Source organism: Mesorhizobium sp. M0816, assembly GCF_040320005.1.
Lineage (GTDB): Bacteria > Pseudomonadota > Alphaproteobacteria > Rhizobiales > Rhizobiaceae > Mesorhizobium.
In genome coordinates this window covers 137,951-158,790 of sequence record NZ_JAMYOT010000013.1, presented here as the reverse complement: position 1 = coordinate 158,790, position 20,840 = coordinate 137,951, and the positions used below count along the sequence as shown (strand labels likewise).

Annotated in this window: 15 protein-coding genes; 7 read left to right on the top strand and 8 right to left on the bottom strand. The window is 63.3% G+C overall.

All coding sequences use genetic code 11. The annotated features are described in order from the left end of the window. Positions 1 to 10: 10 nt before the first annotated feature. The 5 genes from NKI17_RS21380 to NKI17_RS21360 all read right to left on the bottom strand — a co-directional run bounded on the left by NKI17_RS21380 (position 11) and on the right by NKI17_RS21360 (position 7,024). Positions 11 to 745 (bottom strand): NUDIX hydrolase, encoded by a 735-nt coding sequence (locus tag NKI17_RS21380; RefSeq protein ID WP_352568797.1) that lies wholly within the window; start codon positions 743 to 745, stop codon positions 11 to 13. Positions 746 to 817: 72 nt separating this feature from the next. Next, entirely contained in the window at positions 818 to 1,270 is a 453-nt protein-coding gene (locus NKI17_RS21375) for a DUF983 domain-containing protein (protein ID WP_023679976.1), read from the bottom strand. Further along, complete coding sequence (gene rnr, locus NKI17_RS21370) at positions 1,270 to 3,576, bottom strand: ribonuclease R (protein ID WP_023679975.1); 2,307 nt, start codon at positions 3,574 to 3,576, stop codon at positions 1,270 to 1,272. Before rnr ends, NKI17_RS21375 begins: the two co-directional genes overlap by 1 nt. A gap of 6 nt (positions 3,577 to 3,582) precedes the next feature. Continuing rightward, on the bottom strand, positions 3,583 to 6,198 hold the full coding sequence (gene topA / locus NKI17_RS21365; RefSeq protein WP_352906775.1) for a type I DNA topoisomerase: 2,616 nt from the start codon (positions 6,196 to 6,198) through the stop codon (positions 3,583 to 3,585). 448 nt (positions 6,199 to 6,646) lie between these two features. Continuing rightward, positions 6,647 to 7,024 carry a COG4315 family predicted lipoprotein gene (locus NKI17_RS21360; protein WP_352568795.1) on the bottom strand — a complete coding sequence of 126 codons (378 nt, stop codon included), beginning with the start codon at positions 7,022 to 7,024 and terminating at the stop codon, positions 6,647 to 6,649. A 187-nt stretch (positions 7,025 to 7,211) separates the two neighbouring features. On the opposite strand from NKI17_RS21360, the gene NKI17_RS21355 reads away from it, so the two are divergent. After that, on the top strand, positions 7,212 to 7,958 hold the full coding sequence (locus NKI17_RS21355; protein WP_031212847.1) for a cytochrome c biogenesis CcdA family protein: 747 nt from the start codon (positions 7,212 to 7,214) through the stop codon (positions 7,956 to 7,958). A gap of 53 nt (positions 7,959 to 8,011) precedes the next feature. On the opposite strand, the gene NKI17_RS21350 is transcribed toward NKI17_RS21355, so the two are convergent. Next, entirely contained in the window at positions 8,012 to 8,917 is a 906-nt protein-coding gene (locus NKI17_RS21350) for an SDR family oxidoreductase (protein WP_352906774.1), read from the bottom strand. 129 nt (positions 8,918 to 9,046) lie between these two features. On the opposite strand from NKI17_RS21350, the gene NKI17_RS21345 reads away from it, so the two are divergent. Then, positions 9,047 to 9,994 carry an AraC family transcriptional regulator gene (locus NKI17_RS21345; protein WP_352646445.1) on the top strand — a complete coding sequence of 316 codons (948 nt, stop codon included), beginning with the start codon at positions 9,047 to 9,049 and terminating at the stop codon, positions 9,992 to 9,994. 129 nt (positions 9,995 to 10,123) lie between these two features. Further along, complete coding sequence (gene glmU, locus NKI17_RS21340) at positions 10,124 to 11,485, top strand: bifunctional UDP-N-acetylglucosamine diphosphorylase/glucosamine-1-phosphate N-acetyltransferase GlmU (RefSeq protein WP_352906773.1); 1,362 nt, start codon at positions 10,124 to 10,126, stop codon at positions 11,483 to 11,485. Position 11,486: 1 nt separating this feature from the next. Here glmU and NKI17_RS21335 read toward each other — a convergent pair whose 3' ends face one another. Continuing rightward, complete coding sequence (locus tag NKI17_RS21335) at positions 11,487 to 11,840, bottom strand: ADP-ribosylation/crystallin J1 (protein ID WP_352906772.1); 354 nt, start codon at positions 11,838 to 11,840, stop codon at positions 11,487 to 11,489. Between the two features lie 227 nt (positions 11,841 to 12,067). Between NKI17_RS21335 and glmS the strand changes: the two genes are divergently transcribed. Both glmS and NKI17_RS21325 read left to right on the top strand, forming a co-directional pair. Beyond that, positions 12,068 to 13,891: a glutamine--fructose-6-phosphate transaminase (isomerizing) gene (glmS, locus tag NKI17_RS21330; RefSeq protein ID WP_352455656.1), complete on the top strand. Its 1,824-nt coding sequence runs from the start codon at positions 12,068 to 12,070 to the stop codon at positions 13,889 to 13,891. A gap of 80 nt (positions 13,892 to 13,971) precedes the next feature. Continuing rightward, on the top strand, positions 13,972 to 14,724 hold the full coding sequence (locus tag NKI17_RS21325) for a DUF502 domain-containing protein (RefSeq protein ID WP_023680026.1): 753 nt from the start codon (positions 13,972 to 13,974) through the stop codon (positions 14,722 to 14,724). Here the strand turns inward: NKI17_RS21325 and recG are convergent. Beyond that, a complete protein-coding gene (gene recG, locus NKI17_RS21320; protein ID WP_352906771.1) occupies positions 14,676 to 16,784 on the bottom strand; it encodes an ATP-dependent DNA helicase RecG in 2,109 nt (702 codons plus the stop codon). The two genes, NKI17_RS21325 and recG, sit on opposite strands and share 49 nt — an antisense overlap. Before the next feature lie 91 nt (positions 16,785 to 16,875). Between recG and NKI17_RS21315 the strand changes: the two genes are divergently transcribed. Then, positions 16,876 to 17,163: an FAD assembly factor SdhE gene (locus NKI17_RS21315; RefSeq protein WP_352692317.1), complete on the top strand. Its 288-nt coding sequence runs from the start codon at positions 16,876 to 16,878 to the stop codon at positions 17,161 to 17,163. A gap of 13 nt (positions 17,164 to 17,176) precedes the next feature. Continuing rightward, positions 17,177 to 20,674, top strand: a complete 3,498-nt coding sequence (gene mfd, locus NKI17_RS21310) for a transcription-repair coupling factor (RefSeq protein WP_352692316.1) — start codon at positions 17,177 to 17,179, stop codon at positions 20,672 to 20,674. The last annotated feature ends 166 nt before the right edge of the window (positions 20,675 to 20,840 follow it).

Below are 20,840 nucleotides of genomic sequence, written 5' to 3'. Positions count from 1 at the left end.
CCTGGCTGCTCTAGAGAATTTCGCGGACGAAGCGATTGCGGACAAGCCGGTAGAACGGCACGGGACCGCCGGGGCTCAGCAGCGGATCCCGGACGAGCCGGGTTTCCAGCTCCTCCAGGACCGTGCGCGTGATGTCTGGAATATCGACTTGCCGGGCCTTGGCCAGCGGCAGCCAAACGACGTCTTCCAACTCGTCGGTCGGACCGCCATCCGGCAGTTGCACGGCGACATCGTCGCGCCATGCGGCGAGAAAGCGCGTATCGAAGCGGCGCACCCGGTTGGGCGGGGTGATGGCGCGTGCGACGAAGCGCAGCGCTTGCAGTGATGGGATGACGCCGTGTTCGACAAAGCCCTGCCAGTCGCGCCTGGCGGTTGCGAACACGCCTTTTTGACCGATCAGCAGGCCGGCCTCCTCATAGGTTTCGCGGATTGCCGACAAGGCAATGGCGCGGGCGCGAGCCGGGCTGGTGCGACCGATGCCAGCGGTCAATCTCGCTTCTTCCTCGGGATGAAGTGCGGTGGCTATCGGGATGCGGCTGTCGGCCGGATCTGTGCGGCCGCCAGGAAACACGAATTTTCCCGGCATGAAGGCATGACGGGCGTGGCGCCGGCCCATCAGCACCAGGAATTCGTCGCTTTTGCGATCGAGCAGGATCAGCGTCGCGGCGTCGCGCGGGCGTATAGGCTTGGCCTCGAGCGCGTTCCGCTCAACCTTGTCGACTTCCGCCTTGGTCATAACGTCCATGCGCTCGACCTAGCGGAATCTTCTCCGATGCGAAAGTGGCGTCCAGCCATGCCGATTGCGCCAGCCTCGGTTTCAAGCCTCGGGATGCGACTCGATCAGATCTTCTTCACCGCCAAAGCCGTGCATATAAAACGCCCATTGCAGGCCGATGACAGCGCCCTTGACCGGCTGCAGCAGGACGACGGCGAGAATGATGGTCAATGGCACCCAGATGGCGATGTGCTGCCAGGTCGACAGCGTCGAGGTTGCCTCGACACCCATGAAGGCGCCGAGCACGATGTGGCCGACAATGACCACCACAAGATAGGCCGGCAGGTCGTCGGCGCGATGGTGGTGAAGTTCCTCGCCGCAATGATCGCATTTGTCGACGGTTTTGACGAAGGCGCGAAACAGCTTGCCCTCGCCGCAATGCGGGCAGCGGCCGAGCATGCCGCGCTTCATTGCCGTCCATAGCGGCCGGGCGGTCCGGCCCGAGTGATGTTCGCCGCCGAAAATCCGTTCTTCCACCTGCAGTTCTGTTGGCATTACCGTCTCCTGCCGCGCGAGCCTGGACGCGATTGCGACGCCCGGGCGCGGCCTTTGGCCTTGTGGAACGACCGTTTGGAGCCGGGCAGCGGCTTTGGCTCGGTCAGCATCTCGAAACGCATCGCGCCGGCCATCGGCGCCACCTCGATCAGGCGAACCTCGACGCGATCAGCAAGCTGATAGCCCTTGCCGGTGCGTTCTCCGAAAAGCGATCGAGCAGTTTCGTCGTATATATAGTAGTCGCCGCCCAGGGTTGAAACCGGAATGAAGCCATCCGCGCCATACTGCGGCAATTGGACAAACAGGCCCGATTTGGTGACGCCCGAGATGCGGGCGTCGAAACGGTCGTCGATGCGCTCGGCGAGATAGGCAGCGATCAGCCGGTCGACCGTGTCGCGCTCGGCGGCCATCGCGCGCCGCTCGGTCGCCGAAATCAGCGCCGAGACCTCTTCCAGCCGCTCCGCCTCGTCCTGCGTCAGGCCCCCCGGACCAAGGCCGAGTGCGGCAATCAGCCCGCGATGCACGATCAGATCGGCATATCTGCGGATCGGCGAGGTGAAATGCGCGTAGCGCTTCAGGTTGAGGCCGAAATGGCCGATATTGGCGGGCGAATATTCGGCCTGGCTCTGCGAGCGCAGCACCACTTCGTTGACGAGCCCCTCATTGTCGGCGCCGCGCACGCGAGCGAGGATGCCGTTGAACTGGTTCGGCCGCATTTGCGCGCCGCGCGCCAGCGACAGGCCGAGCGTCTGCAGGAATTCACGCAACGATTCCTGCTTGGCGAGCGAGGGCGCATCGTGGATGCGGTAGACCAGCGCCTGGCGCTTCGCCTCGAGTGTCTCGGCGGCGGCGACATTGGCCTGGATCATGAACTCTTCGATCAGCTTGTGCGCGTCGAGCCGCTCCGGCACGACGACCTTGTCGACGGTGCCGTCCTGCTTGAGCAGGATCTTGCGCTCGGGCAGATCGAGCTCAAGCGGCTGGCGCGTGTCGCGGCCGCGCTTCAGGATCGTGTAGGCGTCCCATAGCGGCTTCAGCACCGTATCGAGGATCGGGCCGGTCGTGTCGTCCGGTGCGCCGTCGATCGCCGCTTGCGCCTGCTGATAGGCGAGTTTCGCCGCCGACTTCATCATGACGCGATGGAAGGAGTGTCTGAGTTTGTGGCCATCGGCCGAGAAAGTCATACGCACCGCTATCGCCGGACGATCCTGGCCCTCGCGCAGTGAACAGAGGTCGTTCGAGATGCGCTCCGGCAGCATCGGTACGACGCGGTCGGGAAAATAGACCGAATTGCCGCGCTTCAGCGCTTCGCGATCGAGCGCCGTGGCATAGCGCACGTATGCAGCGACATCGGCAATGGCGACGGTGACAACCACGCCGCCGGCGTTCTTCTCGTCGGTGTCGGGCATGGCGAACACCGCGTCGTCATGATCCTTGGCGTCGGCCGGATCGATGGTGAGCAGCGGCAGCTCGCGCCAATCCTCGCGTCCGGCAAGCGTCGCCGCCTTGACCGCCTCCGCCTCGGCGATGACGTCGGTGGGAAAAATATGTGGAATGTCGTGTGCATGGATGGCGATCATCGAGACCGCCTTTTCGCTGGTCAGCGACCCCAACACCGCCAGAACCTTGGCTCGCGGCAGCCCGTAGCGCGAGGCCCGCGCCGGCTCGACTTCGACCAGGTCGCCGTTCTTGGCGCCGTTCTGGAATTCCTTGTCGACGACCAGCTCCGGCTGGCGCCTTTCCACCGGCTCGATGCGGAACGTGCCGTCCTTCAGCACACGGAAAACGCCGAGAACCGCATCGGTGCGCTTCTCGAATATCTTCATCACCCGGCCGGTATAGGCCGGGCCTGCCGGATCGTCGGTCGGAAAGGTCTTGGCCAGCACGCGGTCGCCGATGCCAGGCGTCGGCCCATTGCCGCCGCGCGACACGCGGATCGCTATGACCGGAGGTTCGCCATTGCCGATCGCTTCGGTCGGGTGCGCCAGCAGCACACCGTCGGCGTCACGGCCGAAGATGTCGAGCACCGCGACGTGGGGCAGGGCGCCGACACGGGCAAGCCGCTTGCGCTCCTTGGTCAGCAGGCCTTCATCCTGCAGGTCGCGCAAGACGTCCTTCAGCCAGATGCGGTCTTCGCCGCGCAGCGCAAACGCCTTGGCGATGTCGCGTTTTCCGGCGCGGTCCGGATTTTCGGCGATGTAACGCAGTATCTCGTCGCGTGAAGGCCGGTAATTGTCCCTGACCTTGGCACGGGTATCGGCGGTGCGCAGATCGCCGTGGCTTCTTCCGGAGACTTTGCGCGCCAACCCGTCCTATCCCTTTTTCCTGGCCGCCGGTTTTTTGGCCGCAGCCGATTTCTTCGCAGGCGCGGCCGCTTTGCGGAAGGGCTTCCTGGGGCCATTGCCGCCCTTGGCTTCCTTTTCCGCAATGAGCGCCACCGCATCCTCGATCGTCACCGATTGCGGATCCTTGCCCTTCGGCAGCGTCGCATTGACCTTGCCGAAATTCACATAAGGCCCGTATTTGCCGTCGCGCACGACGATCTTGCCGCCGCCGGCAGGATGCTCGCCAAGTTCCTTGAGCGCAGCGGCTGTGCCGCCATTGCGGCCGCCTTTGCCCTTCAATTGCTTCTCGGCGATCACGGAGACGGCGCGATTGAGGCCGATCGAGAACACGTCCTCGATGCTGTCGAGATTGGCGTAGGTGCCGTCATGCAGCACGAACGGCCCGTAGCGCCCCAGCCCGGCCGAAATCATCTTGCCGGATTCCGGATGCTTGCCGACGTCGCGCGGCAGCGACAAAAGGGCGAGTGCTTTTTCGTGATCGATCGAATCGACAGTCCAGCCCTTGGGCAGGCTGGAGCGCTTGGCATCCTTGCCGTCGCCGCGCTGGATATAGGGGCCGAACCGGCCATTGCGCAGCGTGATCTCCTCGGCGGTATAGGGGTCCTTGCCGAGCACTTTGGTGCCGTCTTCGCCACCGCCGTTCTCGCCATTGGGATTGGCGGCGTCGCCGAGCTGGCGGGTGAAGGAGCATTCGGGATAGTTCGAACAGCCAACGAAGGCGCCGAACTTGCCGAGCTTCAGCGACAGGTTGCCGGTGCCGCATTTCGGACAGATGCGCGGGTTCGAACCGTCTTCCCGCGCGGGAAAGACCAGCGGCGCCAGTTCCTCGTTCAATGCATCGAGGACGTCGGTGACGCGCAACTCCTTGATGTCGGCGACGGCGCCGGAAAAATCCTTCCAGAAATCGCGCAGCACGTCCTTCCATGCGAGCTTGCCGTCGGAAATCTCGTCGAGCTTTTCCTCCAGCGAAGCGGTGAAGTCGTACTCGACATAACGCTCGAAGAAGCTTTCGAGGAAGGCCGACAATAGCCGGCCCTTTGCCTGCGGCACCAGCTTGCGCTTGTCGATGGTGACATAGTCACGATCCTCGAGCGTCTTCAGGATCGCCGTATAAGTCGACGGCCGGCCGATGCCCAACTCTTCCAGCTTCTTGATCAGCGAAGCTTCCGAATAACGCGGCGGCGGCTCGGTGGTGTGCTGGGTGGCGTTGATCGCCTCGCGTGTGAGCTGCTCGCCGGCACGGATCTCGGGCAGGCGGCGGCTTTCCTCGTCTTCCGAATCTTCTTCCTTCTGCTCGATGTAAGCGGCAAGGAAGCCGTCGAAGCGAACAACCGAGCCTACAGCGCGAAGCTCGGCGGTGCGCGGGCCGTTGACTGCCTCTATCTCGACCGTGGTGCGCTCTATCTCGGCCGGCTGCATCTGGCTGGCGATGGCGCGTTTCCAGATCATCTCGTAAAGCCGCGCCTGGTCGGCGTCGAGATACTGCTTGACGGAAGCAGGCGTGCGCATGAAATCGGTCGGACGGATCGCTTCGTGCGCCTCCTGGGCATTCTTGGCCTTGGCGGAATAGACGCGCGGCTTTTCAGGCAGGTATTTAGAGCCGAATTCCTTGGCAATCGCATCGCGCGCGGCAGAGATCGCCTCCGGCGCCATCTGCACGCCGTCGGTTCGCATGTAGGTGATCAGGCCGGTGGTCTCACCGCCGATCTCCATGCCCTCATAGAGCCGCTGCGCCACCTGCATGGTGCGGTTGGCCGAAAAGCCGAGACCCGATGAGGCTGCCTGTTGCAGCGTCGAGGTGGTGAAGGGCGGCCCGGGATTGCGCTTGGTCGGCTTGGCTTCGACAGACGCCGCCTTGAAGCTGGCGCCTTCGAGCATCGCTTTGATGTCGTCGGCCTGCGCCTTGTTGGAAATGTCGAGCTTTTGCAGCTTCTTGCGCTCGAAGGCGGTCAGCCGCGCCTCGAAATTTTCCTTGCGCGGCGTGCCGAGAATGGCGGCGACCTGCCAGTATTCCTCGCGGATGAAGCGCTCGATCTCGGATTCGCGGTCGCAGACCAGACGCAGCGCCACCGACTGGACGCGGCCGGCGGAGCGGGCGCCGGGCAGCTTGCGCCACAGCACGGGCGACAGCGTGAAGCCGACCAGATAGTCGAGCGCACGGCGGGCGAGATAGGCATCGACTAGCGGCGCGTCGATCTGGCGCGGATTGGCCATCGCCTCCAGCACGGACGCCTTGGTGATGGCGTTGAAGACGACGCGGCTGACCGGCTTGTCCTTCAACGCGCGCTTTTGCTTCAGCACTTCCAGGACATGCCAGGAGATCGCTTCGCCCTCGCGGTCCGGATCGGTGGCGAGAATCAGGCCGTCGGCGTCCTTGACCGCCTTGGCGATATCGGCGAGACGCTTTCCAGACGCGGTGTCGACGGCCCAGGACATGGCAAAGTCCTCATCCGGACGCACCGAGCCATCCTTGGCCGGCAGATCGCGGACATGGCCGAACGAGGCCAGAACCTTGTAGTTCTTGCCGAGGTATTTGTTGATTGTCTTCGCCTTGGCCGGCGATTCGACGACGACGACGTCCATACGGTCTCATATCAGTTGTGATGCGGCAGAAGAATTCCGCTGCGCGCGACGAAATCTCGTTCAATGTGTCGCTCACATGGCCGCGCTTTTGCATCCGGTCAAGGCCAAGCAGTCAAAATGCGGCCCTGTACCGAATGCGCAACCCAGCGGCGCGCCATGCGATTTTCCGCAATCCTGGATAAGGGAAATGGCCAGCCTATCACTGGACAAGCCCGGCAATTGATCCTGGAGAACGGGACAAACTCTCCCGCGGATATAAGAGAAACATCGAGCACGCGCCAGCCCTGCTTGAACAGATGCTGTGAAGCGCGCAATCGGTAGCCCGGCATTTTGCTCGGACAGTCGCAAGGAAGTACCGTGCTGAAAAGCTGGCCGCCGGGGCGGTTGGGTCGAGTTCCCAGCGACCAGCCGTGTTACCGCCTGTTACAGCCGATCAGAAGCTCAAGGCCTAGTCGGCCTTGGCGATATGCCAGACGCCGCCGACACCCTCGCCGGTCACGTCGCCGGCCTTCTTGTCCTTGATGAACGTGTAGAGCGGCTTACCTTCGTAGGCCCACATCCTGGTGCCGTCGGTGCGGTCGACGATCGTCCACTCGCCCTCGGCCTTGGCGTTGGCGTCAGCCTTCAGCGGCGGCCAATTGGCGGCGCATTTGTCGTAGCAGTTCGACTTGCCCGCCTCGTCCTTGTCGTAGGTGTAGAGCGTCATGCCGCTGGCGTCGGTGTAGATCTTGGTGCCGCCGACCTCCGCTTCCTTCCACGCCTCGGCGGCGAAGGATGCGGCAGTGCCGAGCAAAAGCGCGGCCATGCCAGTTGCGATCGTTTTCATGGATTTCTCCCTGGATCATTCGAAAAGCGCGCGGAACAACGCAGCTTCGTATGATCAACGCTGCCTGGCTGCCCTTTCTTCCCGGGCGGGCGTCGACTTGCTACCCAATGTGATGGGGCCACGCGATGGTGATTGGCGGACAGCTGTTGTCGCGGCTATATGGCTGCGCAGTCATCGGGAGACGGAAATGGCATTGGACGTCGGCTATGTCAGTGCGATCGGGGCGGGAGCGATTTCGTTCCTGTCGCCTTGCGTGCTGCCGCTGGTGCCACCGTACCTGTGCTATATGGCCGGCGTGTCGGTCGACGATTTCCGCGGCGAGGCCGGCATTACGGCAAAGGCCGGTGCGCGAGGCGCGCTGGTTAATTCCTCGATCGCCTTCGTGCTCGGCTTCTCGACCGTCTTCGTCGCGCTCGGCGCCGGCGCCTCGACCATCGGCCATCTGCTGCGAGTCTGGCAGGAGCCGCTGGCAATGGCGGCCGGCGTGCTGATCATCCTGATGGGGCTGAATTTCCTCGGCGTACTGCGCATCCCTTTGCTTTCACGCGAGGCGCGCTTCCAGTCACAAGGCAAGCCGGCCAGCCTGATCGCCGCTTACGTAATGGGCCTGGCCTTCGCCTTTGGCTGGACGCCCTGTATCGGCCCGGTGCTGGGGCCGATCCTGACGCTTGCCGGCGGCCGCGAGACGGTGGGCGAGGGCGCGCTGCTGCTTGCCGCCTATTCGCTCGGCCTCGGTATTCCCTTCCTCGTTGCGGCGCTGTTTTCAGGCGCCTTCATGCGCTTTCTCGGGAAATTCCGCGTCCATCTCGGCCGCGTCGAAAAGGCCATCGGCGCGTTGCTGGTGGTCGCCGGCGTGTTTTTCCTGACCGGCGGCGTGCAGGCGGTGTCCTATTGGTTGCTCGAGAATTTTCCGGTGCTGGGGCAATTGGGATAGGTTTGCCGCCCGGCCGAAGCGCGAGGCCGTAGCTGCGGCGCAAGGCACCGCAGCTACGCGGTCCATTCACCTTCGAAATAGCCCGGCTGGTCGATATCGGCGATGAGCCCGGGTCCGCTCGGCGCCCACCCCAGCAGCGCGCGAGTCCGCTCGCTTGAGGTCGGGACATCCATCGCCGCGAACATCGCGAACCAGCCAAAATGATCGGCGGCTTCTTCCGCGGACTTGGCGACGACCGGCACGTTCAGGCGCCGGCCGATCACGCCAGCGATGTCCTTGAACGGCACGCCTTCTTCGGCGATCGCGTGATATCGCCCGCCATCGGCTCCATGCTCGAGCGCAAGCCGGTAAACGCGGGCGGCATCGAACCGATGCACGGCAGGCCAGCGATTGAGCCCTTCGCCGATATAGGCCGACACGCCCTTCTTGCGAGCGAGGTCGATGAGAATAGGAACGAAGGCGTGGTCGCCTTGGCCATGGACCGACGGAGGAAGGCGCACAACCGACGCGCGCACGCCGCGTGCCGTCAGCGCGGCGGCTGTCGCTTCGGAGGCGCGGGGATACGAAGCGGAAGAGGGGACAGGCGCATCTTCCTCGGTCGCGATACGGCCCCGCGCCTGGAGCGCGGTTCCGGAGGTGACGAGCAGGGGCCGCTCGGAGCCTTCGAGTGCACCGCCCAAGGCCTCGATGGCGCGCCGGTCCATCTCGCAATTTCGCGCGAATTTCGAGAAGTCGTGGTTGAAGCCGGTATGGATCACTCCATCAGCTGCCGCTGCGCCCCTGCTGAGGCTTTCGAGGTCTTCGAGGTCGCCTCGATGCACCTCGGCTCCGGTGGCTGCAAGCGACTTGGCCGACGCCGCCGAGCGGGCGAGGCCGAGCACCTGATGGCCGGCGCCGATGAGTTCTTGAACGACGGCAGAACCGACGAATCCGGTCGCTCCGGTAACGAAAACACGCATCACGACTTCTCCTTGTTCGTTTCTGACCACGACCATTTTCGCGGCTCAGTTATGTCGTGATAGGCGCTTGAGAAAATACGATCTATGCGATAAAGTCCGTATTATCTTCGCAATCGTCCGGAATGACCTGTGGATCCCCTTTCAGATGTGCTCTCGCTGCTGAAGCCGCGAAACTATATGTCGGCCGGTTTCGATGCTGGTGGTGAATGGTCGATCCAGTTCCCCGACCAGCAGCAAAGCATCAAGACCGGAGCGGCGGTCTCCGGCCGGTGCTGGCTATCTGTGGAGGGCGTTGCTGACGCAGTGCGCCTTGAGACGGGAGACTGCTTCCTGCTGCCGAGTGGACGGCCTTTCCGCCTTGCAAGCGACATGAGCTTGACGCCTGTTGAAGCCGTCAAGATTTTTCCGCCTGCGCGAGCCGGCGGTGTCGTGACCCACAATGGCGGTGGTGATTTCTTTCTGGTCAGCAGCCGCTTCGCGCTTGGCGGCAATCATGCCGGCATCCTGTTGCGGATGCTGCCAGCCATTGTGCATATCCGCAAAGAGTCGGACCAGTCGGCGCTGCGCTGGTCGGTGGAGCGGATGATGCAGGAGCTGCGCGAGCCACAACCGGGCGGCTTTCTGGTGATCCAGCACCTCGCCCACATGATGCTGGTTCAGGCGCTGCGGCTGCATCTTTCGGAAGGATTGAAAGGTGGCATCGGCTGGCTCTTTGCCCTGGCGGACAAACAGATCGGCGCGGCGATCAGCGCCATGCATGACGATCCGGCGCATGGCTGGACGTTACAGGAACTGGCGGAACGGGCCGGCATGTCGCGATCGACCTTTGCGCTCAGATTCAAGGAGACGGTTGGCGCGTCGCCGATGGACTATTTGACGCGCTGGCGAATGCTGCTGGCCGGCGAACGGCTGACGAATTCCAGCGATCCCGTCGCCGTCATAGCGCTTTCGCTCGGCTACGAATCCGAAAGCGCCTTCAGCACAGCCTTCAAGCGGGTCATGAACTGTTCGCCACGGCAATACGGCCGTGGCCGAGCCTCCAGTTTCGCATCACGCAACGAGGCGGAAGCCGCGTGAGCCGATCGGCTTGAGCGTGTCGCGGGTTGGAGGTTCCACCGTCTCACCGGAATTTAACCGCATTGGTGCAGCATGGCGCCAGTGCTACTAACGCTTCGATTCCAGACCCCTTTCAACGGTTGCCATCCCATGAGCCAGAGAACCTGCCTGTCCATCATCCTCGCCGCCGGCGAAGGCACGCGCATGAAGAGTGTAGTGCCGAAAGTGCTGCACACAATCGCCGGCCTGCCGATGGTTGCCCATGTCGTCAAGGCGGCCGAAGCCGCCGGCAGCGGCGAGTTGGCGCTGGTGATCGGCCATGGCGCCGATGAGATGCGCAAGGCGGCACTCAAGTTTGCGCCGAAGGCCGAGGCTTTCGTCCAGGAAAAACGTCTCGGCACCGCGCACGCCGTGCTTGCCGCACGCGCAGCAATATCAAAAGGTTATGACGACATCTTGGTGATGTTTGGCGACACGCCGTTGATCGATCCGGAAGCGCTCGCGGCGGCGCGGCTGAAGCTGGCGGAAGGTGCGGCCGTCGTCGTGGTCGGCTTCCGTACGGAAAATCCTTCGGGCTACGGCCGGCTTATCGAAAAGGCCGGCAAGCTCGTGGCCATCCGCGAGGAGAAGGACTGCTCGGACGAGGAGAAGAAAATCACCTTCTGCAATGGCGGGCTGATGGCGGTCGCCGGCAGGCACGCGCTGAATCTGCTCGATCAAGTCGGCAGCAAGAACGCCAAGGGCGAGTATTATCTCACCGACATCGTCGAGATCGCCGCTGCGCAGGGACTTGATGTCGTAGCCACCGAAGCCAGTTTCGAGAACGCGCTCGGCATTAACAACCGTGCCGAGCTTGCCCAGGCGGAAGATATCTGGCAGCAGCGCCGCCGGCGCGAGGCGATGCTTTCTGGCGTTACGCTGATCGCGCCCGAAACCGTGTTCTTCTCGCACGACACCGAGATCGGCGCCGATACGATCGTCGAACCCAATGTCTGGTTCGGGCCGGGCGTGAAAATCGCCACGGGGGCCAAGATCCATGCCTTCAGCCATATCGAAGGCGCCACCATCGCGTCGAATTGCGATGTCGGGCCGTTCGCGCGGCTGCGGCCCGGGGCCGATCTGAGAACCAAGGCCAAGGTCGGCAATTTCTGCGAGGTAAAGCAGGCGATCGTCGAGGAGGGCGCGAAGGTCAACCATCTGACCTATATCGGCGATGCCCGCATCGGCGCCGGTGCCAATATCGGCGCCGGCACCATCACCTGCAATTATGACGGCTATTCGAAATTCTTCACCGATATCGGCGAAGGTGCCTTCATCGGCTCAAACTCCTCGCTGGTGGCGCCGGTGTCGATCGGCAAGGGCGGCTACATCGCCTCGGGCAGCGTCATCACCGAAAGCGTACCCGACGATGCGCTGGCCTTCGGCCGCGCCCGCCAGCGGACTCTACCCGGCAAGGGCAAGGAGTTGCGAGAGCGTTTTTCTCAGGCCGCGGCGGCCCGCAAAAAAGGGTAGACTAGCGGAACTCGGCGACAAGCTCGATTTCGCCAACGATTGCATCGTTGAAGGCCGACAGGTCTTCGGCCGGGATCCAGTATTCCAGATGCGCCCGGCTGCCGGCATGCTGGACGCTGTAACGGTCCAGAAAGTTGCGACGCACCTCGAAACGCGTCACGAAACCTGATCCGCTCGCGGGCACATTCCAGTCTCGGGCGATCTGGGTGGCATAGGCCTCGCTGGTGACCGGATAGAAGATCGGCTGATCGGCAAATCGAGGAGGAAAGGCGCGCATCCCTGCCCTCTGGATCAACTCCAGTTCGCGGGGCCCAACCGGACGCCAAAGCGTCACCGTGTCAATTCGTTCGTTCATAGCCGCATCATGTCTTTGACTGATTTCTGGAGCCGTTGAGCCGAGATAGGATACATAAGCGGAGAAACTGAGCAATTGCAGTAACCGGATTGCAAGTGCGCCCTGTCATGGTGCATCTGTGCAGGATAGTCCGGCTGATACCGGACGAAATGGAATGTGATTTTTCGCGACAGCCCGGCAGTCTCTAAATAGCGCCGGGTTTGAGGTCGGAATCGGGGGCAAGCGCCATGTGCGGTATCGTTGGAATTGTCGGTAACTCGCCGGTCGCGCCGCTTATCGTCGATGCGCTGAAAAGGCTCGAATATCGCGGCTATGACTCGGCCGGCGTCGCCACGATCGAGCACGGCAGGCTTGACCGCCGCCGTGCCGAGGGCAAGCTGGTCAATCTCGAGCGCCGGCTGAAGGACGAACCGCTCGACGGCATGATCGGCATCGGCCACACGCGCTGGGCCACACATGGCGTTCCGAACGAGAGCAATGCGCATCCGCATTTTTCCGACGGCGTCGCCATCGTCCATAACGGGATCATCGAGAATTTCGCCGAATTGCGCGACGAGCTGATGCGCGACGGCTACAGCTTCGCCTCGCAGACCGATACCGAAGTCGTCGCTCATCTGGTGGCGCGCGAACTGGCCAAGGGGCTGAAGCCGGTTGAGGCGGCGCACAAGGCGCTGAAGCGGCTGGAAGGCGCCTTTGCGCTCGCCATCATGTTCAAGGGCGACGAGGATCTGATCGTCGGCGCGCGCAATGGCCCGCCGCTCGCGGTCGGTCATGGCGACGGCCAGATGTTCCTTGGCTCCGACGCCATTGCGCTTGCCCCTTTCACCAATTCGATCACCTATCTGGAAGACGGCGACTGGGCGGTGGTGCGCCGCAACGAGGTCGATATCTTCGACATGGGCGGCAACAAGGTCGACCGCAAACGCCAACAGTCGCTCAGCACGAGCTTCATGGTCGACAAAGGCAACCGCCGCCATTTCATGGAAAAGGAAATCCATGAGCAGCCGGAAGTGATCTCGCACACGCTGGCGCATTATGTTGATTTCGTCAGCGGCGTCTCGAAGCCGCTCGACCTGCCGTTCGATTTCGCCAAGATCGACCGGCTGGCGATCTCGGCCTGCGGCACCGCCTATCTCGCCGGGCTGATCAGCAAATACTGGTTCGAGCGCTATGCGCGGCTGCCGGTCGACATCGATGTCGCTTCGGAGTTCCGCTACCGCGAGATGCCGCTGTCGAAGAACGATGCCGCTTTCTTCATCTCGCAATCGGGTGAGACCGCCGACACGCTGGCGTCGCTGCGCTACTGCCGCAAGGCCGGCATGAAGATCGGCGCGGTCGTCAATGTGCGCGAATCGACCATGGCGCGCGAATCCGACGTCATCCTGCCGACGTTGGCCGGCCCGGAGATCGGCGTCGCTTCGACCAAGGCGTTCACCTGCCAGCTTTCCGTGCTGGCCTCGCTGGCGGTGCGGGCGGGCGTGGCGCGCGGAACGATTTCGCAGGAGCAGGAGAAAACGCTGATACGCGAGCTGTCGGAAGCGCCGCGTTATGCGAACCAGGTGCTAAAGCTCGACGGGCAGATCGAAAAGGTCGCGCGCGACCTCTCGCACTACAAGAATGTGCTTTATCTCGGCCGTGACACCAATTTTCCGCTGGCCATGGAAGGTGCGCTGAAGCTCAAGGAGATCTCCTACATCCATGCCGAAGGCTATGCTGCCGGCGAGTTGAAACACGGCCCGATCGCGCTGATCGACGAGAACATGCCCGTCATCGTCATCGCGCCGCATGACCGCATCTTCGAAAAGACCGTGTCGAACATGCAGGAGGTCGCGGCACGCGGCGGCAAGATCATCCTGATCACCGACAGCAAGGGCGCCGCACACGCTACGGTGAAGACGATGGAGACGATCGTTTTGCCGGACGTGCCGGAAATCATCTCGCCGATCATCTACGCGCTGCCGATCCAGATGCTCGCCTACTTCACCGCCGTGTTCATGGGTACGGACGTCGACCAGCCGCGCAATCTGGCGAAATCGGTAACGGTGGAATAGGTCTCGTTTAAAAACTTCGCCATTCCAAAGCGCCTTGGGGTTCAGTAGTGTCGCGCTGCAAACACACGCTGCGGTGAACCATGTCGGATGCTCTCAAGACCTCAGGCATGACCCGGCTGAGAAACTATTTCCTGACCGGCTTCGTCGTTTGCGCGCCGCTGGCGATTACCGCCTACATTGCCTGGTCGCTGATCGGCTGGGTTGATTCCTGGGTGAAACCCTACATTCCGGTACGCTACAATCCGGACACCTACCTGCCGTTTCCAGTGCCGGGTTTTGGGCTGATCGTTGCCTTGATCCTCATCACCTTCATCGGCTTTATGACCGCCAATATCGTTGGCCGCGCCATCGTCAATTTCGGCGAGCGCCTGCTTGGCCGCATGCCGCTGGTGCGCGGCATCTACCGTTCGCTGAAGCAGATTTTCGAGACCGTGCTGTCGAACAAGGGCGACATGTTCCGCCAGGTCGGGTTGGTCGAATATCCGCGCAAAGGGGTCTGGTCGCTGGTCTTCGTCGCCAGCGAGAAGGAAACCGAGATCAACCAGAAGCTCGACCGGGAAGGCGATCCGCTGATTGCCGTATTCATGCCGTGTACGCCCAACCCGACGACGGGCTTTCTGATGTATGTGCCGAAATCCGACATCGTGCTGCTCGACATGACAATCGAGGACGGAGCCAAGCTGATCGTGTCGGCCGGCTTGGTGGCGCCGGCGGTCAAAATGGTGACGGTGAACGGCGAGCAGATCCACGGCGCGCTTGCCAATCCTCCGCTCGACACGATGCCTCAGCCGGCACGCAGGAGCCGCACGGCCTCGTCGCGGCCGAACAGATAGAGCAACAGGCGCAGCGCCGTGCCGCGTTCGGACTGCAATTCCGGATCGCGCGACAGGATCAGCCGCGCATCGTCGCGAGCGGCCTCGAGCAGGTCGGCATGCGCCTCGATGCGCGCCACCTGGAAGCCCGGCGTGCCGGACTGGCGGGTGCCGAGCAACTCGCCTTCGCCGCGCAGCTTCAGATCCTCTTCGGCGATACGGAAACCGTCCTCGGTCTCGCGCATCACCGACAAACGGAGTTTTGCCGTCTCGCCGAGCGGATCCTTGTAGAGCAGCACGCAGGATGAAGGCTTGTCGCCACGCCCGACCCGGCCGCGCAATTGATGCAACTGGGCGAGGCCAAAACGCTCGGCATGCTCGATGACCATGATCGTCGCATCAGGCACATCGACGCCGACCTCGATGACGGTGGTGGCGATCAGGATACGGGTGTCGCCCTGCTTAAAGGCGCGCATCGCCTCGTCCTTGTCGGCGCCTTTCATGCGACCATGCACCAGGCCGACGCGGTCGCCGAACAGCGGCTTCAGCGAGGCAAAACGGTCCTCGGCCGACATCAGCTTGATCTCCTCGGATTCCTCGACCAGCGGACAGATCCAGTAGATTTTCTGGCCATCGGCGACGGCGTCGAGCATGCGTCCGATCAGTTCGTCGAGCCGTTCAAGCGGCAAGGTGACGGTGCGGATCGGCTGGCGGCCGGCCGGCTTTTCCGTCAGCTTCGACACATCCATGTCGCCGAATGCAGTCAGCACCAGCGTCCGCGGTATCGGCGTTGCCGTCATCACCAGCATGTCGGGCGCGTCGCCCTTGGCGGTGATCGCAAGGCGCTGGTGGACACCGAAACGGTGCTGCTCGTCGACGACGGCGAACACGAGGTCACGGAACGTCACCGTTTCCTGGAACAGCGCATGGGTGCCGACGACAATGTCGATGTCACCATTGGCCAGCCCGGTCAGCGTGTCGGCACGCTCGCGGCCCTTTTCGCGACCTGTGAGGACAGCGACACGCAGGCCGGCCCGTTCCGCCAACGGCGCAATCGTTGCCAGATGCTGGCGCGCCAGGATTTCGGTCGGCGCCATCAATGCCGCCTGGCCGCCGGCCTCGACGGCACGCGCCATGGCAAGCAGCGCGACCACCGTCTTGCCGGAGCCGACATCGCCCTGCAAAAGGCGCAGCATGCGTTCGGGGTCACCGAGATCGGCGTTGATTTCGGCAAGCGCCATTTCCTGCGACATGGTCAGCGAATAGGGGAGTGCCACGCGCAGTTGTTCGACTATGCGGCCGTCGCCGACGAGTGGCCGGCCAGATAATCGGCGGACCTTGGCCCGCACCAGCGCCAGCGATACCTGGCCGGCCAAGAACTCGTCATAGGCAAGGCGCCGCCACGCTGCGCCGTCGACAGAGACGTCGATCGGGTCGGCAGGATTGTGGATGCGGTTGAGCGCATCGCTAAAAGCAGGAAAGGCGTGGCGGCGCCGGAACTCACCGTCCTGCCATTCGGGCAGCACCGGCAGGCGGGCCAGCGCCTGGCCGATGGCCCGGCGCAGCACCTTGCCCGAGAGCCCGGCGGTCAGCGGATAGACCGGCTCGACCAGCGGCAGGTTTTCCGCGTCGCCGGCAAGTGCGATATGGTCGGGGTGAACCATGGTCGGGCGGCCGTTGAACCATTCCATGCGGCCGGAGACGACGACATGCTCGCCTGCGGGCATTGCTTTTTCGAGATAGGCGGCATGGGCATGGAAGAAGGTCAGCGCGATCTCGCCGGTGTCGTCATGGGCGTAGACCCGGTACGGGACCGACCTGTTGCCGCGTGGCGGCGGCTGGTGGCGATCGATGCGGACGTCGAGCGTAACGATGGCGCCTTCCGCCGAGCCGGCGATGCCAGGCCGGTTGCGGCGGTCGATGACAGTATGCGGCAGCACGAACAAGAGATCCCCGGCGCGCGCGGCCCGGTCGCCGAGGTCGGCTGCTACGACTTTTTCGATCAGGGCGCCAACTTTTGGCCCGACCCCGGCAAGCGAGGTGATCGGGACAAACAGCGGATCGAGGAGGGAGGGACGCATGATGTCAGCTTATGTTGCGGCGACTGTAGCGCAAGGCTGACACCGCCTTCTATCCACGCTATATGCGCCGCCTGGGCAAGGATGTTGCAAGATGACCGGAACGAAACGATCAAGCGAGGGGCTCGATGCCCGCCGCCGCAAGCTTCTGTTTCGTTCGTGGCACCGCGGCATGCGCGAGATGGACCTTATACTCGGCAGCTTCGCCGACGCCGAGATCGGCGCCTTGACCGTCGACGAAATCGACCAATATGAGAGGCTCCTCGACATTCCCGACACCGAATTCCTGCCTCTCGTCACTGGCGAACGCCCGGTTCCGGCGGATATCGACTGTGCCGTCCTGCAAAAAATCCTGGCTTCGCGCCGGGAGATGACCTTCTGAACAACGTGTAGCCATGAGCCTTATCCCTACGATCGGTCTGCCGAAAGGCCGCGCCGGCCAGTTCATCGTCGATGGCGTCGCCGACGGCTACGAAGCCTTTGCGCTGGTGCAGGCTGCGCACGAGATCGCCCCCGACAAGCCGGTGCTGTTCGTGGCGCGCGACGGCCAGCGTCTGCCGGCGATCGTCGAGGCGCTTGCCTTTGCGGCGCCGGGCCTGCCGGTGCTGGAACTGCCGGCCTGGGACTGCCTGCCTTACGACCGCGTCTCGCCCGGCGCCGATGCCGCCGCAAGGCGGCTCGATGCACTGGCCGCAATGATTGCGCTGGCGAAGAAGCCGCACCGCGCCGTCGTCCTCACCACTGCGAATGCGCTGTTGCAACGCATTCCGCCGGCTGAACTCGTCGAGGCGCAGACCTTCCACGCCAAACCCGGCAACCAGATAGACATGAACGTGCTGGTGTCGCGGCTGGAGAATTCCGGCTTCGAGCGAGTGCCGACAGTGCGCGGCATCGGCGAATTTGCGGTGCGCGGCGGCATTCTCGATCTCTTCGCGCCCGGCTGGACGGAGGCACTGCGCCTCGATTTCTTCGGCGATACGCTGGAATCGATCCGCGTCTTCGACACCGCAACCCAGCGCACCATCGGCCAACGCAAATCGATGGCGCTGCAGGCGATGAGCGAGGTGGCGCTGACGCCGGAAACCATCAGCCGCTTCCGCCGCGCCTACATCGAAGCCTTTGGCGCGCCCTCCCGCGACGATGGGCTCTATGCGGCGGTCAGCGAGGGCAGGCGGTTTGCCGGCATGGAGCACTGGCTGCCGTTCTTCTATGAGCGGCTGGAAACCGTCTTCGACTACCTGCCCGATGCGCCTGTGGTTTTCGACCATCTGGCGCATGAGGCACTGGCCGAGCGCCACACTCTGATCCTCGACCACTACGAAGCGCGCAAGAAGCAGGCCGACGGCGCCTTGAAGGACGCGGTGCCCTACAAGCCGGTGCCGCCGGATCTGCTCTATCTGTCGCCCGAGAACCTGATTGCCTCGCTTGGCCCGCGCGAGGCGATAGATTTCACGGCCTTCGACGCGCCCGATGCCGGCGCGAAAAAGGTGTTCCATGCCGGCTCGCGCCACGGCCGCAGCTTCGTCGAGGAACGCGCCGATCCTAACGCCAACGTTTTCGACGTCGTCGTAAAACACATTTCCGACGAGCGCGCTGGACGCCGCCGTGTCGTCGTCGCCGGCTGGACTGAAGGTTCGCTCGACCGGCTCGGCCAGATCCTGGTCGAGCATCACCTTGGCAATCTGAAGCCGGTGGCGACGCTTGCCGAAGCCGAAAGGCTTGAGCCAGGGCAGGCGGGACTGGCCGTGCTGCCGCTCGAATCCGGCTTCGAGACTGAGAAACTGGTCGTCGTCGCCGAGCAGGACATTCTCGGCGACCGGCTGATCCGGCGCTCGAAGCGCAAGAAGCGCGCGTCCGACTTCATCGCCGAGGCTTCGGCATTGTCTTCAGGCGATATCGTCGTCCATGCCGACCATGGCATTGGCCGCTTCATCGGGCTGCGCACCATCGAGGCGGTCGGTGCGCCGCACGATTGCCTCGAAATCCACTATGCCGGCGACGATCGGCTATTCTTGCCGGTGGAAAACATCGAGCTGCTGTCGCGCTATGGCTCGGATTCGGCCGAGGCGACGCTCGACAAGCTTGGCGGCGGCGCCTGGCAATCGCGCAAGGCGCGGCTGAAGAAGCGCCTGCTCGACATGGCCGGGCAACTGATCCGCATCGCGGCCGAGCGACAAATGCGGGCCGCGCCGGCGTTGGTGCCGGCGGAAGGCCTCTATGGCGAGTTTGCAGCGCGTTTTCCCTATGAGGAGACCGATGACCAGCAGACGGCGATCGATTCGGTCATGGATGATCTAGGCGCCGGAAAGCCGATGGACCGGCTGATCTGCGGCGATGTCGGCTTCGGCAAGACCGAAGTTGCACTTCGCGCCGCCTTCATTGGGGCGATGGAAGGCTTTCAGGTGGCCATAGTGGTGCCGACGACATTGTTGTCGCGCCAGCATTTCAAGACCTTCTCGCAGCGCTTCTCCGGCCTGCCGATCCGCGTCGCCCAGGCCTCGCGGCTGGTCGGCGCCAAGGAATTGGCGGAGACCAAGAAGGGCATCGCCGAAGGCCAGATCGATATCGTCGTCGGCACGCATGCACTGCTCGGCTCCTCGATCTCGTTCAAGAATCTTGGTCTGCTGATCATCGATGAGGAGCAGCATTTCGGCGTCAAGCACAAGGAGCGGCTGAAGGATCTCAAGACCGACGTCCACGTTCTGACTTTGTCGGCGACGCCGATCCCACGCACGCTGCAGCTTGCCTTGACCGGCGTGCGCGAGTTGTCGCTGATCGCTACGCCGCCGGTCGACCGCCTGGCGGTGCGCACCTTCATCTCGCCCTTCGATCCGCTGGTCATCCGCGAGACGCTGCTCAGAGAACGCTACCGCGGCGGCCATTCCTTCTACGTCGTACCGCGCATCAGCGATCTCGCGGAAATCCATGATTTTCTGCGCGAATCTGTACCTGAGCTGAAAGTGGCGGTGGCCCATGGCCAGATGCCGCCCGGCGAGCTCGACGATATCATGAATGCCTTTTATGACGGCCAGTACGACGTGCTTTTGTCGACCACAATCGTCGAATCCGGCCTCGATATACCGACCGCCAACACGCTGATCGTGCATCGCGCCGACATGTTCGGCCTGTCGCAGCTCTATCAGTTGCGTGGCCGCGTCGGCCGTTCGAAGGTGCGCGCCTATGCGCTGTTCACGCTGCCCGCCAACCGCAAGCTAACCGATACAGCCGAGCGTCGGCTGAAAGTGCTGCAGTCGCTCGATACGCTAGGCGCCGGTTTCCAGCTGGCCAGCCACGACCTCGACATCCGCGGCGCCGGCAATCTGCTTGGCGAAGAGCAGTCGGGCCACATCAAGGAGGTCGGTTTCGAGCTCTACCAGCAGATGCTGGAGGAGGCGGTGGCCGAAGTGAAGGATTCCGGCGAGGTGCAGGACGGCGGCTGGTCGCCGCAGATCGCCGTCGGCACGGCGGTGATGATCCCGGAAAGCTACGTCCCGGATCTGCAGCTCAGGCTGGCGCTCTATCGCCGTCTTGGCGATCTCGAAAATACGGAAGAGATCGATGCTTTCGGCGCCGAGCTGATCGACCGGTTCGGGCCGCTGCCGGAAGAGGTTGAACATCTGTTGAAGATCGTCTTCATCAAGGCGCTTTGCCGCAAGGCCAACGTGGAGAAGCTCGACGCCGGGCCGAAAGGCGTCGTCATCCATTTCCGCAAGCGGGAATTCCCCAATCCGGTCGGGCTGGTCAAGCTCATCGGCGAACAAGGCTCGCTGGCCAAGATCCGACCCGACCAGAGCGTCGTCTTCAGCCGTGACTGGGCGACGCCCGAGAAGCGGCTGGCTGGCTCAGCGGTTGTCATGACGCAGCTGGCGCGGCTGGTGGAGAAGGCGGCGTAGCAGCGCGTCGGTGGTGCTCTGGGCACAACCGCACCGGCACTTTCGCAGTGCCGTGCTCATTCGCCACGCGACCACTTCCGGTCTAGAATAGGAAATCGGCTTCGTGTATGGAGCCGCGACCCCATATGGGGCGGATTGGCGGGCGATGGCGTCCGTGTGAAAGAGC

Bases quoted from the DNA above. Each gene is read 5' to 3' on its own strand.
- NKI17_RS21380 (WP_352568797.1), bottom strand. From the start codon at position 745: ATGGACGTTATGACCAAGGCGGAAGTCGACAAGGTTGAGCGGAACGCG.
- NKI17_RS21375 (WP_023679976.1), bottom strand. From the start codon at position 1,270: ATGCCAACAGAACTGCAGGTGGAAGAACGGATTTTCGGCGGCGAACAT.
- topA (WP_352906775.1), bottom strand. From the start codon at position 6,198: ATGGACGTCGTCGTCGTCGAATCGCCGGCCAAGGCGAAGACAATCAAC.
- NKI17_RS21360 (WP_352568795.1), bottom strand. From the start codon at position 7,024: ATGAAAACGATCGCAACTGGCATGGCCGCGCTTTTGCTCGGCACTGCC.
- NKI17_RS21355 (WP_031212847.1), top strand. From the start codon at position 7,212: ATGGCATTGGACGTCGGCTATGTCAGTGCGATCGGGGCGGGAGCGATT.
- NKI17_RS21350 (WP_352906774.1), bottom strand. From the start codon at position 8,917: ATGCGTGTTTTCGTTACCGGAGCGACCGGATTCGTCGGTTCTGCCGTC.
- glmU (WP_352906773.1), top strand. From the start codon at position 10,124: ATGAGCCAGAGAACCTGCCTGTCCATCATCCTCGCCGCCGGCGAAGGC.
- NKI17_RS21335 (WP_352906772.1), bottom strand. From the start codon at position 11,840: ATGAACGAACGAATTGACACGGTGACGCTTTGGCGTCCGGTTGGGCCC.
- glmS (WP_352455656.1), top strand. From the start codon at position 12,068: ATGTGCGGTATCGTTGGAATTGTCGGTAACTCGCCGGTCGCGCCGCTT.
- NKI17_RS21325 (WP_023680026.1), top strand. From the start codon at position 13,972: ATGTCGGATGCTCTCAAGACCTCAGGCATGACCCGGCTGAGAAACTAT.
- recG (WP_352906771.1), bottom strand. From the start codon at position 16,784: ATGCGTCCCTCCCTCCTCGATCCGCTGTTTGTCCCGATCACCTCGCTT.
- NKI17_RS21315 (WP_352692317.1), top strand. From the start codon at position 16,876: ATGACCGGAACGAAACGATCAAGCGAGGGGCTCGATGCCCGCCGCCGC.
- mfd (WP_352692316.1), top strand. From the start codon at position 17,177: ATGAGCCTTATCCCTACGATCGGTCTGCCGAAAGGCCGCGCCGGCCAG.